This window comes from Streptomyces sp. CNX435, from assembly GCF_059570575.1.
In genome coordinates this window covers 21,866-38,375 of sequence record NZ_JCANTA010000013.1, presented here as the reverse complement: position 1 = coordinate 38,375, position 16,510 = coordinate 21,866, and the positions used below count along the sequence as shown (strand labels likewise).

Genomic DNA, 16,510 nt, shown 5'->3' with positions numbered 1-16,510 from the left:
GGGTCCGACGCGATCGAGCCCCGTTCGGAGAAGCCGGCGCTCGCGGCAACGAGATCGGCTTCGGCGGCGCTCCGGAGTAGGTCGTCTTCCTACTTATGCGTCCAGAGGTCCAGCGGCGGCGTCGGCGGGACCGGGTGGAGGCTGCCGGTCCTCGTCCAGCCCCACGTGTGGTACGCCGCGCCCGCCGCGTCGTTGTCCTGCGGCAGCAGCGCCACCGCCGGGGACGAAGCCCAGCGGGCCAGCAGGTGCTGCTGCAGGCGCGTGGCGACGTGCCGGCGGCGCTGGTCCGGCACCACCATCAACTCCGCCACCACGAACGCCCGCGGCGCCGACGTGACCTCCGTCAGCGCCAGCGGCGGCCCCTCCGGGAAGTCCGGCCACCACGCGCCGGAGCGGTCCGCCCGGAACCCGTACGCGCAGCCCACCGGGCGGTCGCCGCCGGCCAGGACCATCTCGAAGCCCGGCCGCTGCACGTGGTCTTCGAGCCGCCGCAGGAAGCCCTCCCGCTCGGGCGCCGCCCCGCCGACCCGGCCGTTGTACGACGCGACGTACACGTCCGCGACGGCCTCGCGCTGCGTGTCCGCCTGCCACCGGCTCAGGCCACGTAAGAACAACTCAGCCACTCGTCCTCCCCCGGTCCGGCCGGCCGGCCCCCGCACGAGCCCCTGTCACTCCAGCGTAGACCCGCTTACCTCCGCGCACATGACCCCGTACCGGACCAAGTGCCGCCTACCTCTCCAGGCTCGCCGTCAGGCTCCTGCCGTACGCGTGATGCGTGTCCACCACCAGCTTCGTCCCCCCGGGCACCCGGCTCACCCGCACCCCGTCGTCCCCCGCGGCCTTCCGCAGCCGCAGCCCGCGCAGCACCACCGTGACCGTGTCGCGGTCCATCGTCGGATCCGCGACGGCCACGCCCATGCGCCCGTCGTCCCCGGTCCGTACGAGCACCGAGGCCGGGCCGTCGATGCTCAGCCCGGCGGTGTCGTGGCGGCCTGGGGTGAAGGTGTTGGCGGCGGTCAGGCGGAGGGCGGAGTGGTGGACGGCCTGCATACGCGTGGAGTTGGCGATCACGTTCACCGGGCCGCGGCTGCGGTACGTGTCCAACCGACCGGCGGAGGCGTGCGGCACCAGGGCGTACGCCAGGCGCGCGCGCCTGCGCCCCGGTTCGTGGTCGACGGTGGCGCTGAACACGGTGCGCGTCACCGCCGTGTCCGGGTTGCCGGTCCGTACGACGCGGCGGCTGCGCGTGACGTCCTCCAGGCCGACCCGGACGGGCGGGGCGTCGTCCAGGAAGACGTATCCGACGGCGGTGCCCTCCGCGGCGTCCGCGTACCGCAGCCAGCGCAGCTCCGCCGTGCCCGGGCCCTCCCAGGCGCGGCCGTCGCGGCGCGCACCGGTGACGGTGACGGCGGCGGACGGGTCCGCGGTGCGGGCGTCGACGGTAGTAGTTACTGCGCGTCCGGCACGGTCGCCGACACCGGCGGCGAGGACGACGATCTCGTCGTCGAGCATGAACCACGACTTGACGGCGGTCGCGTTGCGGTAGACGACGAAGTCGTCGGGGAGGAGGTCGCGTTCGGCGTACGCGACGTCGTCGGACTGCACCATCGCGGCCGTGCCGTACGCGTCGAGGACGGCACCGCCCGAGTGGCGGTTGGTGCCGCGCGGGAAGTAGACGTACGTGTTCTGCGACTCGGAGGACGAGGTGAAGTTCAGCGGGTGGCCCGGGTTCTCGTACCAGAGCCTGCCGTCGTACAGCTCCGGTACGGTGCCGCGCCGCTCGACGGGCGCGGTGGCGCCCGCGAGGCCGTAGGGGGACACGACGGTGTAGTAGTCGACGCCGTACGCGCGCGTCTGGTCCTGGCCGGAGAGATACAGGTAGTACGCGCCGTCGCCCTGGAACCAGGGCATGAGGTTCTCGCCGCTCATGTACTCGTACTTACTGATGCGGTCCGAGCTGCGGGCGAGCGCGAAGGCGAAGCCGGGGCGGCGGTGGACGTGCCTGTCCATGGCGTTGAACGCGACGCTGCGCGCGGCGGCGTTGAGGTCCGCGGGCGGGACGGCGTCGTCCCCGACGATGTCGGCGTAGCGCACGACGCTGACGGGGGAGACGAAGCCCGTGGGGTCGAGCGCGGCGCGCGAGGTGGCGCGGATGTGCTTCACGTAGCTCTTGAGCGCGGCGGCGTCGGCGCCGGTCGCGTAGTCGGCGAGGTCGACGACGGCCTCGACGACGACGGCGACGTCGGTGTAGCCGGAGGTCGTACGGGAGACGGCGCGGCCCTTGACTATCTCCATCATCCAGCCCTCGAAGATCAGCGGCGCGAAGCCGTCGCGCACCCAGCGCTGCACGACGGGCACGAGCGCGTCGGTGTTCGCGAAGCCGGTGCCGTCGAGGATCTTGAGCGTCTGGACGACGCGCGTGAGGAGCGCCTTGCCGTACGAGCCGGTGTACGCGACCGAGTGGTGCTGGATGAACGAGCCGTCGGCGTAGTAGCCGTCGGTGTTGCCGTGGCTGATGTCGTACGGGTCGATGGTGGCGAAGACGGTGAGCTGGTCTTCGAGGGCCTTGGCGATTCGCGCCTCGCCGCCGGTCTCCTGGGCCGCGGCGAGCAGGGCGCCTTGGATGATGCGGTTGGTGGTGATGTCGGCGAGGTTGGCACCGGTGTGGAAGCGGGAGTCGAGGTCGACGTCGCCGTCCTTGCCGTTGCGGAGGTACGCGTCCATGGCGGCGACGTACGTCGTGAGCAGACCCGCGGGGACGGTGTCCGGGACGTCGGCGAGGAGCGCGAAGGTCTTGCCGACGTGGGTGGAGATGGCGATCTCCCAGTTGTGCCAGTTGCCGTAGTAGCCCTGGGACTGGTCGCCGTAGTAGCGCTCGTGCAGCCACACCAGGCCGTCGACGACGCGGCGCTGGGCGGCGGAGTCGCCGTGGAGGTCGCCGCCGGGGGTACGGGTGGCGAGGGCGATCTCGTAGAGCATGCGGTACGAGGTGGCGAGGTTGACGTCGCTGGTGCCGAGGGGGACGCCGGCGAACAACTCGCCGGTGGCGCTGCCGGTGTCGGCCATCGCGGCGAGGTTGGCGCGGGCGGTGTCGTGGATGGCGGCGATCTTGGCGGCGGCCTCGGGGCGGGCGTTGGTCGCGGGGGTGCCGGCGAAGACGGCGCGGGTGTGGGCGAGGAGGAGGGCGGCGTCTGCGGCCCGGGGGCGCGCCGACGCGGCGGCGGTGCGGAGCGGGAGGACCGCCAGCAGGCCGGCGGCGGAGAGGGTGGACATCAGGCGTCTGCGAGTGAACTCCATGGGGTCCTCCCCCGGTGCGTTGGGCACTGGCAGCCGGAGTCAAGCAGATGGAGGATGCGCCGACAAGCGCTTACGAGCCCGTACGGGAAGATCGCACCGGGGAGTACGGCGAGGTGACGGCCGCCGCGTACACGCGCGCGTCTTATCGCGGCGGGCCTCCGTTCAGTACGACGGGACTGGCCCGTTCCCGCCGGTCGACCGGCCACCGCCCACTACGATCCACGCTACCCCCACCCCCGTCGGCGAGAGCGAGAGCATGCGGTCGGACACGCGTCAGAACGCGCACCTCACCTACCGCGCCAACGCCGGCGCCGGCCGGCACGGCTGGCTCCGGCTGACGCCTGCCTACTCCGTGAGCCTGGTGCGCCGCTACGCCGCCCGGATGCCGCCCGGATCCGTCGTCACCGACCCGTTCTCGGGCACCGGCACCACCCCGCTCGCCGCCGCCGAGCACGGGCTGACGGGGCAGTCGCTGGACGTGAACCCGTTCCTGATCTGGCTGGGGAAGATGAAGACGGCCGCGTACGAGCCGGAACACCTGCGCGAGACCCGGCGGGCGCTCGCGCCGCTGGTGCAGCGCGCCGAGGAACTGCTGCCGCAGGCCGCCGGGCTGTGGCAACCGGAGCTGCACAACATCGGGCGGTGGTGGGCACCGAGCGCGCTGGACGCGCTGAAGGCGGTGCGCCGGGCGCTGGACGTCACGGCGGGAGGGCTGCCGCCGGGCGGACGGGACCTGCTGGACGTGGCGTTCTGCAGGACGCTGATCGCGTCGAGCAACGCGGCGTTCAACCACCAGAGCATGTCCTTCAAGGAGGAACGGGAGACGAGCACGGCGGCGGCGGGCGGGACTCCCGGGGTGCTCGACCTCGACGCCGCCCGGGCCGTGCTGGAGACCTTCCGGCGCGAGGCCGACACCACGCTCGCGAGCGCCGCGACCCCGCTGCCCGGCGCGGCGCGCGTGCTGTACGGCGACTCCCGCGACATGCAGCCCGCCGCCGGCCGGCTCACCCCCTCCGACCTGCTGCTGACCTCGCCGCCGTACGTGAACCGCATGTCGTACATCCGCGAGCTGCGCCCGTACATGTACTGGATGCGGCACCTGCGGCGGGCGGAGGACGCGGGCCGGCTGGACTGGCAGGCGATCGGCGGCACCTGGGGCGCGGCCACCTCGCGGATACGGGCCTGGCGCCCGCCGGGGCCGGCGGCCGAGGGGGTGCCGGAGCCCGTCGCCGGCGAGCTGGCCCGGACGCAGGCGGCGATCCGCACGGACGGCGGGCGGAACGGGCCGCTGCTGGCCAACTACGTGGGCAAGTACGTGCACGACATGTGGGCGCACTTCCAGGCCGCGTACAAGAACGTGCGCGGTGGCGGGCGGGCGGTCTACGTGATCGGCAACTCCACCTTCTACGGGAACCAGGTGCCGGCGCAGGAGTGGTACGCGGCTCTGCTCCGGGCGGCGGGCTTCGCGGGGGTCGAGGTGGAGGTCATCCGCAAGCGGAACAGCAACAAGGCCCTCTTCGAGTACGCGGTGTCGGGCGTGCGGCCGTAGGGCGGGGGGAGCGGGGCGGGGGGAGCGGGGCGCGGGGGACTTCAGGGCGGGGCGCGGCGGCTGGAGTTTATCCACAACTGTGCAGTTATCCACAGATTGGCGGTGCGGGCTCCGCCCAGCTGCGGCGAGGCCGCAGAATGTCGGCATGAGCGAGATCGACGGGGGCAAGGCGGGACGTGCCGGCACCGACGCGAACGGTGGCGGCGAAGGACACGGCAAGGGACACGACGAGGGATACGGCGAGGGATACGGAGACGGCGGTGGCGGCGCGCCCGCGGGCGCGGCGCCGGCGTGGGAGCAACGGTTCCGGGCGCCGCGGATCAGCCTGCCCGGGTGGGCGGAGGACGCGCCGGACCGCGCGCTGTACGTGTCGAACGTGACGGGCACGTTCGAGCTGTACACCTGGGACCGGCGCACCGGCGGCATCCGCCAGGTCACCGACCGGCCGAACGGCACGACGGACGGCGCGCTGACGCCGGACGGCGAGTGGGTGTGGTGGTTCTGCGACACCGACGGGGACGAGTTCGGGGTGTGGCGGCGGCAGCCGTTCGCGGGCGCCTCCCCGGGCCAGGACCGGGCAGCGACGCCCGGCCTCCCCCCGGCGTACTCGGCGGGCCTCGCGCTCGGGCGGGACGGCACGGCGTTGGTCGGCCGGTCCACGGAGGAGACGGGCACGACGATCCACCTCGTCCGGCCCGGCGGCGAGCCCAGCGAGATCTACCGACACCGGGAGTCCGCCGGGGTCGGCGGCCTCTCGTACGACGGCAGGCTGCTCGCCATCGAGCACACCGAGCACGGCGACGCGATGCACGCCGCCCTGCGCGTGCTGCGGGTCGGCGGCACCACCGGCGGGGACGCGGTGGTCGCCGAGCTGGACGACACCAAGGGCGGCCGTGACGAGCTGGGCCTGGAGGTGCTGGGCTTCGCGCCCGTGGCGGGCGACACGCGGCTGCTCGTCGGGCACCAGCGGCGCGGCCGGTGGGAGCCGATGATCTGGGACCCGGTCACGGGGCAGACCGGAGAGCTGAAGCTGGACCTGCCGGGGGACGTGTCGGCGGAGTGGTATCCGGACGGCAGCGCGCTGCTCGTGCTGCATACGTACCAGGCACGCAGCGAACTCTGGCGGTACGGGCTGGAGGGCCCCGGCTCCGGCGCGCTGACCCGGGTCGAGACCCCGCCGGGGACGATCTCGGGGGCGACGGCGCGGCCGGACGGCACGGTGGAGTTCCACTGGTCGTCGGGCGCGGAGCCGCCGCGGGTGCGGTCCGCCGACGGGGCCGTGGTGCTGCAGTCGCCGGGGCCCGCGGCACCGCGCTCGGTGCCCGTGGAGGACGCCTGGGTGGACGGGCCCGGCGGGCGGATCCACGCGCTGGTGCAGCGGCCGGCGGGCAAGGGCCCGTTCCCGTGCCTGTTCGACGTGCACGGCGGGCCGACATGGCAGGACAGCGACGCCTTCGCGGCCGGCCCGGCGGCCTGGGTCGACCACGGCTTCGCCGTGGTCCGGGTCAACTACCGCGGCTCCACCGGCTACGGCCGGGAATGGACCGACGCGCTGAAGCACCGGGTGGGGCTCATCGAGCTGGAGGACATCGCGGCGGTGCGGGAGTGGGCGGTCGCCTCGGGGCTCGCGGACCCGGAACGGCTGGTGATCGGCGGCGGCTCGTGGGGCGGGTATCTGACGCTCCTCGCCCTCGGCACGCAGCCGGACAGCTGGGCGCTGGGGCTGGCGGCGGTGCCCGTCGCCGACTACGTGGCGGCGTACCAGGACGAGATGGAGGCCCTGAAGGCGATGGACCGTACGCTGATGGGCGGCTCTCCGGAGGACGTCCCGGAGCGCTACGCCGCGTCCTCCCCGCTGACGTACGTGGACAAGGTGCGGGCACCGGTGTTCGTCTCCGCGGGGGTCAACGACCCGCGGTGCCCGATCCGGCAGGTGGAGAACTACGTCGAGCGGCTGGCGGACCGCGGGCACCCGCACGAGGTGTACCGCTACGACGCGGGGCACGGCTCACTGGTCGTCGACGAGCGGATCAAGCAGTTGAGGCTGGAGCTCGACTTCGTCCGCCGTCATCTGCGTCCTGAGCCGACGGCTCCGCAGCCGCCGCGGCCGGATCCGGGCCCGGGTGCCGATCCGCCTCCGGACCGGGACCGGGACCGGGACCCGGACCTTCGGCTCTCGCCGCAGGATCGGGGGAGGTGAGGCCCAGGCCCGCGTCGCGTGCGACCTCCGCCTCACGGCGGAAGAGCCGATACCACATGAAGATCACGAAGCCGGCGAAGACGAACCACTGGGCCGTGTAGCCGAGGTTCTGGAACGCCTTGAGGTCGAGCCCGCTGCCCTGCGGCACCTCGGCCGGGACCGGCCGCATCCCGCCGTCGGCCTTGAGGAGGGTGATCCAGGCCGTGGAGACCTGGTCGTCCACGACGTTGACCAGCGCCGCGGCGCTGATCATGCCGACCTGACCGCGCGGCAGCCCGCCCTCGGTGTGCACGCCGGGGGAGCCCTGGTGCTCGGACGCCTGCAGCGCGCCGGTGACGGTGACCTCGCCGGCGGGCGGCTCGGGGACCTTCGCGGGGTCGGCCTCGCCCGGCAGCCAGCCGCGCAGGACGGGGACGGAGGTACGGGTTCCGGCGTCGCCGTCGCCGCCCACGGGGTCGTCGGTGCGCAGGAGGGTCAGCACGTAGAAGCCGGTCTCGCCGTCGAGGGTGCGGTCGGGGACGAGGAGTTGGGGGCCGTAGCGCCCGGTGACCGTGGCCGGTTCGCCGGTCGTCTCCTGGGTCACCGGCAGCAACTCGCCCATCGGCCGGCCGGCAACGCCGTCGCCGCCGCGGTCCTGCTTCTCCTGCTGCTCCTGGTGGGTGTCCACCCGCGTCTCGAAGCGGCCCAGCTGCCAGCTGCCCATGACGAGGCAGACCGGGATGGCGAGCGCGGCGAGGATGTTGACGACCCACCACCGGGGCGTCAGCAGGAACCGGTACACGCCTCCACGGTACGGCCTCCCCCGGCGGCCTCCCGCCCAGGGGGCCGCGGCCGGGTCCGACGCGCGGAGTCGGCCGGGCCGGGTCCGACGCGCGGGGCCGGACGCGCCGGGGACGCGCGAGGCCGGGCACGCGGGAACGGTCGGGCGCGCGCGCAACCGGTCGGGCGCGCCGGAGCGGTCAGGCGCCCGGGAGCGGTTCCGTGTAGTAGACGGTGCCCGCGCAGGCGTTCTCGACCGTGACGCTGGCCACGGCGGAGGAGTCGGCCTCCGGCGTGTGGGTCAGGGTGACGGAGCCGTCGGTCGTGCCCTCGCCGTCGCCCGGTTCGCCGGTCCCGCCGGTGTCGCCGCCGCCGGTGTCGGTCTCCGGGTCCGGCTCGGACTGCGTCTCCTCCTGCGGCGCCGACTGCGTGTCGCCGCTGGGCTCCGGGCTCGGCGAGCCGGTAGTGGTGGTGCAGCCGCCGTCGCGGCTGGTCTCCGGCACCCAGGCGAACTCCACCACGTACGACTCGCTGGGCGCCAGCACCAGCGTGGCGGCCGTCGGCTCCGGCGGCGGCAGCAGGTCCGTCGCGGCGTCGCCCTCGGTGTGCGTACGCGTGTCGACCGCGCTCGCGCTCGCCGCGCCGAACGTGCCGCCCACCCGCACGCCGCCGGACGACTCGACCACGCAGGAGGTGGTGGAGACGTTGGTGACGGTGAAGGATCCGGTGACCCGGCCGGCTTCGTCCGGCGTGCCGCTCGCCGCGACCGGCTCGCTGATGTGCGCCGGCGCACACGGCTCCGCCTCGGTCGTGTCCTCGGAGCCGCCGGTCGGGGCGACGCTGCTCTCGTCGTGCCCCGGGCTCTTGGTCTTCTCCTCTTTGCCGCTCGGCTCCTTGCTGCCCGCGGTGGCGTCGGAGTCGTTGCCCTCCACGGCGCCGCCCCCGCCCTGACCGCTGCCGGGCAACTGGCTGTTGGCGACGTCCTGGTGCGGGCTCTTCTCCCCCGTCGAGCCGGTGACGGTCATCAGCGCCGGCACCGAGACCGCGAGCGCGACCACCGCGACCGCGGCGACGGCCACCAGCTGGCGGCGGCGCGTACGCCGTGCGGGCACCGCCCGCTGGAGGTACTCCAGCGTGCCGGGCGCCGGCTCCAGGCCGCCGACCGCGGAGTGCAGCAGCAGCCGCAGCTCGTCCTCGCCGTCCTCGTCACCGCCGTCACCGTCGCCATAGCCGCCGGGCCAGCGCGGGTTCCCGGCACCGCCGGAACCCCCCGCACCGCCGGCGCCGGCCGAACCACCCGGCCCAGCCGAACCACCGAAGGCGTCAAAACCACCGGAGCCGCCAGCACCGGAGCCGCCAGACCCACCCCGGCCGTCAGAACCGACCCGGCCATCAGAACCGACCCGGCCGCCAGACCCACCCGGGCCGTCAGACCCACCCGAGCCGCCAGAACCACCCGGACCGTCCAAACCACCCGCCCCGGCCGCGGCGCCCTGCGCACCCGACTCGTCCGAGCCCGCACCCGACGCCGCCTTCGGCCCCTCGGACCCCGCCGCCGTCCTGGCCACTGTCCCGACCACCGTCACCTCGTCGGAGCGCGCCGACAGCTCGGCCGTCTCGGCCACGTCCACCGCGCCACCCGCCCCGGCGCCGGCCCCGGATCCCGACCCGCCGGTTTCCTCGGCGCCCCGCTCCCACGGGGGCCCCGATCCGTAGAAACGCTCGCTCATGCCCGCGCTCCCATGGCTGTTCGCAGTGCGGCGATGCCCCGGGAGCCGTATGCCTTGACGGAGCCGAGCGAGATGCCCAGCGCCTCGGCCACCTGAGCCTCGGTCATGTCCGCGAAGTAACGCAGCACGAGCACCTCGCGCTGCCGGCGCTGCAGCCCGCGCATCGCCTTGATCAATTGGTCGCGCTCCAGCTGTTCGTACGCACCCTCTTCCGCGCTGGCCATGTCGGGCATGGGCTTGGAGAGCAACTTCAGCCCGGTGATGCGCCGGCGGAGCGCGGAACGTGACAGGTTGACGACCGTCTGCCGCAGGTAGGCGAGGGTCTTGTCCGGATCTTTGACCCGCTTGCGCGCCGAGTGCACGCGTATGAAGGCCTCCTGCACCACGTCTTCACAGGAGGCGAGGTCGTCGAGCAGCAGCGCGGCGAGCCCGAGCAGCGACCGGTAGTGGGTCTGGTACGTCTCGGTGAGGTGGTCGACGCTGGTGCCCTCCGCCATGGCGTCGTCAGCGTCCGCCGCGGTCTTCGTCGCGGCCTGCCGCGACGACCACGGCGCGATCACCGGCAGCCCCCTGGACGCCGCGGACGTACCGGGGCGCAACCCGGGGCCTGCCGGAAGGGTCGCAATGCTGAGTGCCTCTGCCACGCCTGTTTGACACACCGACCCCCGTCAAGGTTGTACGCGCACGGCCGCGGCACCGGTCGTGTTGCCGCACGCACTGCCATGCCCACTCCCTCGCTACCCGACCAGCCGGCCAGCCGGCCATTGCGGGCAGGGACAGAGACGCTCCACGGCGCCGCCGCGGTTGCAGACGGCGCGAACCGAAATCGTCGGATGGTAAGGGCGTGCAACGCAAGCGGTACGGACCAACGGATCGGTCACAACTGGACGGCACGGCGGTGCGGCGGAGGTACGGCGATACGGCGGCGGTGCGGCGTGCGGCGGCTCAGCGGCCCGTACCGCCATAGACGACCGCCTCGTCGCTCTCGCTGTCGAGGCCGAACGCCGTGTGCACGGCACGTACCGCGTCCTCGACGACGTCCTCGCGGGTCACGACCGAGATGCGGATCTCGGAGGTGGAGATCAGCTCGATGTTGACGCCGGCATCGGACAGCGCCTCGAAGAACGTGGCCGTGACGCCCGGGTGCGAGCGCATGCCGGCGCCGACGAGGGAGATCTTGCCGACCTGGTCGTCGTAGCGCAGCGACTCGAAGCCGATCACCGGCTGCGCCTTGGTCAGCAGCTCCATCGCGCGGTGGCCGTCGGTCTTGGGGAGGGTGAAGGAGATGTCGGTCAGGCCGGTGGCGGCGGCCGAGACGTTCTGCACCACCATGTCGATGTTGATCTCGGCGTCCGCAATCGCCCGGAAGATGGCGGCGGCCTCGCCCGGCTTGTCCGGGACGCCGACCACCGTGATCTTCGCCTCGGAGACGTCGTGCGCGACTCCGGAGATGATCGCGTGCTCCATGCCTTCTGCTCCCTCGGAGATATTGCCTACCCAGGTGCCCGGGTGCCCCGAGAACGAGGAGCGGACGTGAATGGGCATGTTGTACCGGCGGGCGTATTCGACGCAGCGGTGCAGCAGGATCTTCGAGCCGCTGGTGGCCAGTTCGAGCATGTCCTCGTACGGGATCCGGTCGATCTTGCGAGCCTTCTTCACCACCCGCGGGTCGGCGGTGAACACGCCGTCCACGTCGGTGTAGATCTCGCAGACCTCCGCCTCCAGCGCCACCGCCAGCGCCACCGCCGTGGTGTCCGAGCCGCCGCGGCCGAGCGTCGTGATGTCCTTGCTGTCCTGCGAAACACCCTGGAAGCCGGCGACGATCGCGATGGCGCCCTTGTCCACCGCCTCCTGGATCCGGCCGGGCGTGACGTCGATGATCCGCGCCCTGTTGTGCACGGCGTCGGTGATCACACCCGCCTGGCTGCCGGTGAACGACAGCGCCTCGTGGCCCAGCTTCTTGATCGCCATCGCCAGCAGCGCCATGGAGATGCGCTCGCCCGCGGTGAGCAGCATGTCGAGTTCGCGGCCGGTCGGGATCGGGGAGACCTGCTCGGCGAGATCGATCAGCTCGTCCGTCGTGTCGCCCATCGCGGACACCACGACGACGACCTGGTGGCCGGCCTTCTTGGTCTCGACGATCCGCTTGGCGACGCGCTTGATGCCCTCGGCGTCGGCGACGGAAGAGCCGCCGTACTTCTGCACGACAAGGCCCACGTGCGCTCCTCGCAATGGTGTTTCGGTCGGCTCAGTCTACCGAGCCGGCGATTCCGCTTGGGCGCGCCGACTCGGTGACGAACCTGCCCGGGACCACCGCGGGCACACGGAAACGTAAGGCAGCTCACACCCGGGGGTGTGGAGTCGGCCGGTACGCGTGACGCGCCGACGAACCGCGGACGTACGCACGGTGTACGCGCCACCCCGTACGCGCCACCCCGCATGCGCCGATCCGCCCCCGGCCCTCCGCACGCGCCCGCCGTACGGTCGTACGCCCCGCTCAGCTACGCCGCAGCCCCAGCGGCTCCGCGATCTCCTCCGCCATCACGCGGCCCGCCTCCTCCTCCAGCCGGCCGTCGTCCAGCGCCGCGTCGCTGTCGGTGTCGAGCCCGTCCAGCTCCCCCAGGGGCGTGTCCAGCCGCACGTGCGCCACCAGCGACTGCAGGGCGCGCAGGCAGGCGCTCGCGGTCGGCCCCCAGTTGGACAGGTACGAGAACTGCCACCACCACAGGGCCTCGTTGACCCGCCCCGCGGCATAGTGCGCGAGGCCGTGCCGCAGGTCCGTGATCACGTCGGCCAGGTCGTCGGAGATCCGGCTGGCGACGGGCGTGCTGCGCGGCACGTACGGGTCGAAGACCTCGGAGTACACGTCCACCGGGTCCAGCAGCTCGGCGAACCGCTCGCGCAGCTCGTCGACGTCCGGCTCGGGGCCGGTGTCCGGCTCGTACCGCTCGTCCGGCACGAAGTCCTCGTGCGCGCCGAGACGGCCGCCGGCCAGCAGCAGCTGCGAGACCTCCAGCAGTAGGAAGGGCACGGCGCTGTTCGGCTCGTCGCCCTTCGCGACCTCGGTGACCGCGACGATGAAGCTCTCGATCGAGTCGGCGATCTGGACCGCGAAGCTGTCCGGGGCCGAGGTGGCCTGGTGCAGGGTGGCGTCAGACATCGAGCAGACCTCCTGTGTCGGCGCCCCGCACACCACCCGGCCGCGGGTGGCGGCCTGCCGGGCTGTTGGGCGCTACGCCGGGATCCAGCCGGCGGGCACGTGGTTCCGTTTCAGACATCGAGCAATCGCCGCCCTTCGAAAGCGCGCCCGAGCGTGACCTCGTCCGCGTACTCGAGGTCCCCTCCGACCGGCAGGCCGCTGGCCAGCCGGGTCACTTTCAGGCCCATGGCCTTGACCATGCGGGCCAGGTACGTGGCCGTGGCCTCGCCTTCGAGGTTGGGGTCGGTGGCGAGGATCAGCTCCGTGACGGCGCCGTCCGCGAGCCGGGCGAGCAGTTCCCTTATCCGCAGGTCGTCGGGGCCGACGCCCTCGATGGGGCTGATCGCGCCGCCGAGCACGTGGTACCGCCCGCGGAACTCACGGGTCCGCTCGACGGCGACGACGTCCTTGGGCTCCTCGACGACGCACAGGACGGCGGGGTCGCGGCGCGGATCGGCGCAGATGCGGCACTGCTCCTCCTGCGCGACGTTCCCGCAGACCGAGCAGAAGCGGACCTTCTCCTTCACTTCGGTCAGCGCGTGCGCCAGCCGACGGACGTCGGCCGGCTCGGCCTGCAGGACGTGGAAGGCGATGCGCTGCGCGCTCTTGGGACCGACGCCGGGCAGCCTGCCCAATTCGTCGATCAGCTCCTGGACCACGCCTTCGTACACGCAAAGCCTCTCTCGTGTCCGCTCTCCTGCACCAAGCTAGCCGCTACCGCCGGGTTCAACCCGCTCCGGGCGCGGCGTCCGGCTCCGGAAAACCCGGCAGATCCGGACGGCCGGGAAACAACCCCGGCGGAGCGGGGTCGGAGCGGTCAGAAAGGCAGCCCCGGCATTCCGCCGAGACCCTGCGCGAGCGGGCCGAGCCGCTCCTGCTGGAGCTGCTGCGCGGCGTTGTTCGCGTCGCGCACGGCGGCCACGACGAGGTCGGCCAGCGTTTCGGTGTCCTCGGGGTCGACGGCCCGCGGGTCGATCACCAGACCGGTCAGCTCGCCGGAGCCGGTCACCGTCGCCTTCACGAGCCCGCCGCCCGCACTCCCCTCGACCGGCGTCTCGGCCAGCTCCTGCTGGACGGAGGCGAGCTCCTGCTGCATCTTCTGGGCCTGCTGCAGCAACTGCTGCATGTCGGGCTGGCCACCACCAGGCATCACGTCGCTCGCTCCTTGTCGCGCTACTGCAGTTGTCTGTTCCTACGTCGTACGGGTCGTCGGTCGTCGTGTGTCGGGCCGGTCCAGGCGAGCCTACGTTCTCACCCGCCGCACCGCCGTCCATCGCAGGGAGGACGCGCCCTGGTGTGGTTGCCCCGGGGGGAGTCGCCGCGCCTCCTGCCGTCGTCATCCTTCCGGAGTACGCAGCAGGGCGGGCCGCCTAGTCGTGACGGATCTCCTCTATGACGGTGGCGCCCAGCTCGCGGACGATGAGGCCGTGGCCGGACAGGGCGGTGTCGTCGAGGTCGGGGTCGTCCTCGTCGGGGATGTCCTCCTCCAGCGGCGGCGGAGGCGGTCCGGGGTCGGGGGGCGGGCCGGGGTCGGGCGGGCCACCGGGCACGCCTCCGGCGCCCGGGCCGGCCGGGGGCCGGGGCTGGTGGGAAGCGGGCGCCGGTACGGAGGGCGAGGGCGCGGTCTGCACGGACTGCCGCAGCCCGGCCCCACCGCCGCCGCCGCCGAACCCGGGACCGCCCCCGGAGCCGCCCGGGCTGCCGCCTGCGCCGGGACCACCGCCGCCGGGCCCGGGTCCGGCCGCGGGGCCGCCGCCCGCGCCGCCCGTCGGATCCACGATGGCCTCGACCTTCCACTGCACGTCGAACCGCTCCGCCAGCGCCTCGCGCAGCACCTCGTCGCTGCCGCCGTTGACGAAGCTGTCCCGCGCGCCGACGTTGGCGAAGCCGAGCTGGAGGGTCCCGCCGTCGAACCCGGTGACCTGGGCGTTCTGGCTCAGCAGAATCCAGGTGAAGCGCCGCCGGTGCTTGACGGCCTCAAGGATGTCGGGCCACATCTGCCGTACGGAAGCGGCCCCCGCCACGCCGCCCCCCTGCTGCGCGGGCACTCCCCCGCCGGCCGCCGCGGCAACGCCCCCGCCGGCCGGTGCCTGCGCCACAGCCCCGGAAGCCGCACCCTGAGCCGCCGCCCCCGCGGAAGCCGCCGCCCCGCCGCTCCCGGGCCACGCCCCGGGCCGCCGCCCCTGCCCCCCGGCACCGCCGCCACCGGCCGCCGCAGCCGCGGCACCGGGGGAAGACCCAGAACCGGAGGCGACGGAACCAGAGGACCCGGAACCAGAAGACCCAGAAGCAGAAGACCCGGAACCAGGGGACCCAGAGCCGGAAGACCCAGAACCGGAAGAGGAAGCACCGGAAGAGGCAGCACCGGGGGATCCGGAACCAGGAGTGACCGGCCCGCCGCGCTCCGCAACGGTCGCGCGAGCGGCCTCGGCGCCCCCGCCCCCGCCTACGCCCTCACCTACGCCTCCGCCCCCGCCGGCACCCGGCTGGTGGGCGTCCGGCCCCGGTACGTACCCCATGGAGGGCGGGCCCGTCGCGGCGTTGCGCTCCAGGCGGTCCAGCCGGGCCATGACCGAGCGCTCGTCCCCGTACGCGCCGGGGAGCAGCACCCGGGCGCAGATCAGCTCCAGCTGCAGCCGCGGCGCGGTGGCGCCGCGCATCTCGGTCAGCCCCTCGTTCACGAGGTCGGCCGCGCGGCTCAGCTCGGCCGCGCCGAAGGTGTCGGCCTGGCGCCGCATCCGCTCCAGCACGTCCGCCGGAACGTCGATCAGCCCCTTGTCGCCGGCGTGCGGAACGGCGGCCAGGATCACGAGGTCCCGCAGCCGCTCCAGCAGGTCGGTGACGAACCGCCGCGGATCGTGCCCGCCCTCGATCACCTGTTCCACGACCGCGAACGCCGCCGCCCCGTCGCCCGCCGCGAAGGCATCGACGACGGAGTCGAGCAGAGCCTCGTCCGTATACCCGAGGAGGGCGGTGGCCATGGCGTACGTCACACCCTGGGCACCGGCGCCGGCGAGGAGTTGGTCCATGACGGACATCGAGTCCCGCACGGAGCCCGCCCCGGCCCGTACGACCAGGGGCAGGACCGCGTCCTCGACCGGAATCGACTCGACGCGGCAGACGTCCGCGAGGTAGTCGCGCAGGGTGCCGGGCGGGACGAGGCGGAAGGGATAGTGGTGCGTCCGCGACCGGATGGTCCCGATGACCTTCTCCGGCTCGGTCGTGGCGAAGATGAACTTCAGGTGCTCGGGCGGCTCCTCTACCACCTTCAGCAGGGCATTGAACCCCGCGGAGGTGACCATGTGCGCCTCGTCGACGATATAGATCTTGTACCGACTGGCGGCCGGCCCGAAGAACGCCTTCTCGCGTAGCTCACGCGCGTCGTCCACACCGCCGTGCGACGCGGCGTCGATCTCGATGACGTCGATCGACCCCGGCCCGTTCCGCGCCAGGTCGAGGCACGACCGGCACTCCCCGCACGGCTCCGGCGTCGGCCCCCGCTCGCAGTTGAGACAGCGGGCGAGGATGCGCGCGCTCGTCGTCTTCCCGCAGCCGCGTGGCCCGCTGAACAGATACGCGTGGTTGACCCGCCCGTTCCGCAGCGCCTGCTGCAACGGGTCGGTCACGTGGTCCTGCCCGATGACCTCGCCGAAGGTCTCGGGCCGGTAGCGGCGATACAGAGCGAGCTGCGACACGACTACGACGATATCGGTGACGGCCGACAACGGCGCCCACCCACGAGAACCCCCACCCCCGTCGACCGCGCCCCACCCCGG

The 16,510-nt window shown here is 73.3% G+C and carries 11 protein-coding genes and 1 pseudogene; 2 read left to right on the top strand and 10 right to left on the bottom strand.

The window, feature by feature from the left end; translation table 11 throughout:
• Positions 1-89 precede the first annotated feature (89 nt).
• Together T328_RS21405 and T328_RS21400 are read right to left on the bottom strand one after the other, a co-directional pair.
• Entirely contained in the window at positions 90-623 is a 534-nt protein-coding gene (locus T328_RS21405; protein WP_496497731.1) for a GNAT family N-acetyltransferase, read from the bottom strand.
• A 106-nt stretch (positions 624-729) separates the two neighbouring features.
• The gene (locus T328_RS21400; protein ID WP_496497730.1) at positions 730-3,297 is read right to left on the bottom strand and encodes a polysaccharide lyase family 8 super-sandwich domain-containing protein; all 2,568 of its coding nucleotides are present in this window, start codon (positions 3,295-3,297) and stop codon (positions 730-732) included.
• Positions 3,298-3,553: 256 nt separating this feature from the next.
• Between T328_RS21400 and T328_RS21395 the strand changes: the two genes are divergently transcribed.
• Both T328_RS21395 and T328_RS21390 read left to right on the top strand, forming a co-directional pair.
• A complete protein-coding gene (locus T328_RS21395) occupies positions 3,554-4,846 on the top strand; it encodes a TRM11 family methyltransferase (RefSeq protein ID WP_496497729.1) in 1,293 nt (430 codons plus the stop codon).
• 145 nt (positions 4,847-4,991) lie between these two features.
• The gene (locus tag T328_RS21390) at positions 4,992-7,046 is read left to right on the top strand and encodes a S9 family peptidase (RefSeq protein ID WP_496497728.1); all 2,055 of its coding nucleotides are present in this window, start codon (positions 4,992-4,994) and stop codon (positions 7,044-7,046) included.
• Positions 7,047-7,131: 85 nt separating this feature from the next.
• On the opposite strand, the pseudogene T328_RS21385 reads toward T328_RS21390, so the two are convergent.
• From T328_RS21385 to T328_RS21350, 8 genes and pseudogenes are all read right to left on the bottom strand, one after another.
• Positions 7,132-7,827 (bottom strand): annotated as a pseudogene (locus tag T328_RS21385) (SURF1 family protein); the annotation flags it as partial.
• A 178-nt stretch (positions 7,828-8,005) separates the two neighbouring features.
• Entirely contained in the window at positions 8,006-9,535 is a 1,530-nt protein-coding gene (locus T328_RS21380; RefSeq protein WP_496497727.1) for a hypothetical protein, read from the bottom strand.
• Positions 9,532-10,095, bottom strand: a complete 564-nt coding sequence (locus T328_RS21375) for a SigE family RNA polymerase sigma factor (protein ID WP_496497726.1) — start codon at positions 10,093-10,095, stop codon at positions 9,532-9,534. The genes T328_RS21380 and T328_RS21375 overlap by 4 nt, the downstream gene beginning before the upstream one ends.
• 385 nt (positions 10,096-10,480) lie before the next feature.
• Positions 10,481-11,752: an aspartate kinase gene (locus tag T328_RS21370; RefSeq protein WP_496497725.1), complete on the bottom strand. Its 1,272-nt coding sequence runs from the start codon at positions 11,750-11,752 to the stop codon at positions 10,481-10,483.
• 280 nt (positions 11,753-12,032) lie between these two features.
• Complete coding sequence (locus T328_RS21365) at positions 12,033-12,695, bottom strand: DUF5063 domain-containing protein (RefSeq protein WP_496497724.1); 663 nt, start codon at positions 12,693-12,695, stop codon at positions 12,033-12,035.
• Between the two features lie 110 nt (positions 12,696-12,805).
• Complete coding sequence (gene recR / locus T328_RS21360) at positions 12,806-13,405, bottom strand: recombination mediator RecR (RefSeq protein ID WP_496497723.1); 600 nt, start codon at positions 13,403-13,405, stop codon at positions 12,806-12,808.
• A gap of 146 nt (positions 13,406-13,551) precedes the next feature.
• Positions 13,552-13,887, bottom strand: coding sequence for a YbaB/EbfC family nucleoid-associated protein (locus tag T328_RS21355; RefSeq protein WP_027741379.1), 336 nt, complete (start codon positions 13,885-13,887; stop codon positions 13,552-13,554).
• A gap of 217 nt (positions 13,888-14,104) precedes the next feature.
• Positions 14,105-16,429 (bottom strand): DNA polymerase III subunit gamma and tau, encoded by a 2,325-nt coding sequence (locus T328_RS21350; RefSeq protein ID WP_496497722.1) that lies wholly within the window; start codon positions 16,427-16,429, stop codon positions 14,105-14,107.
• Positions 16,430-16,510: the final 81 nt, after the last annotated feature.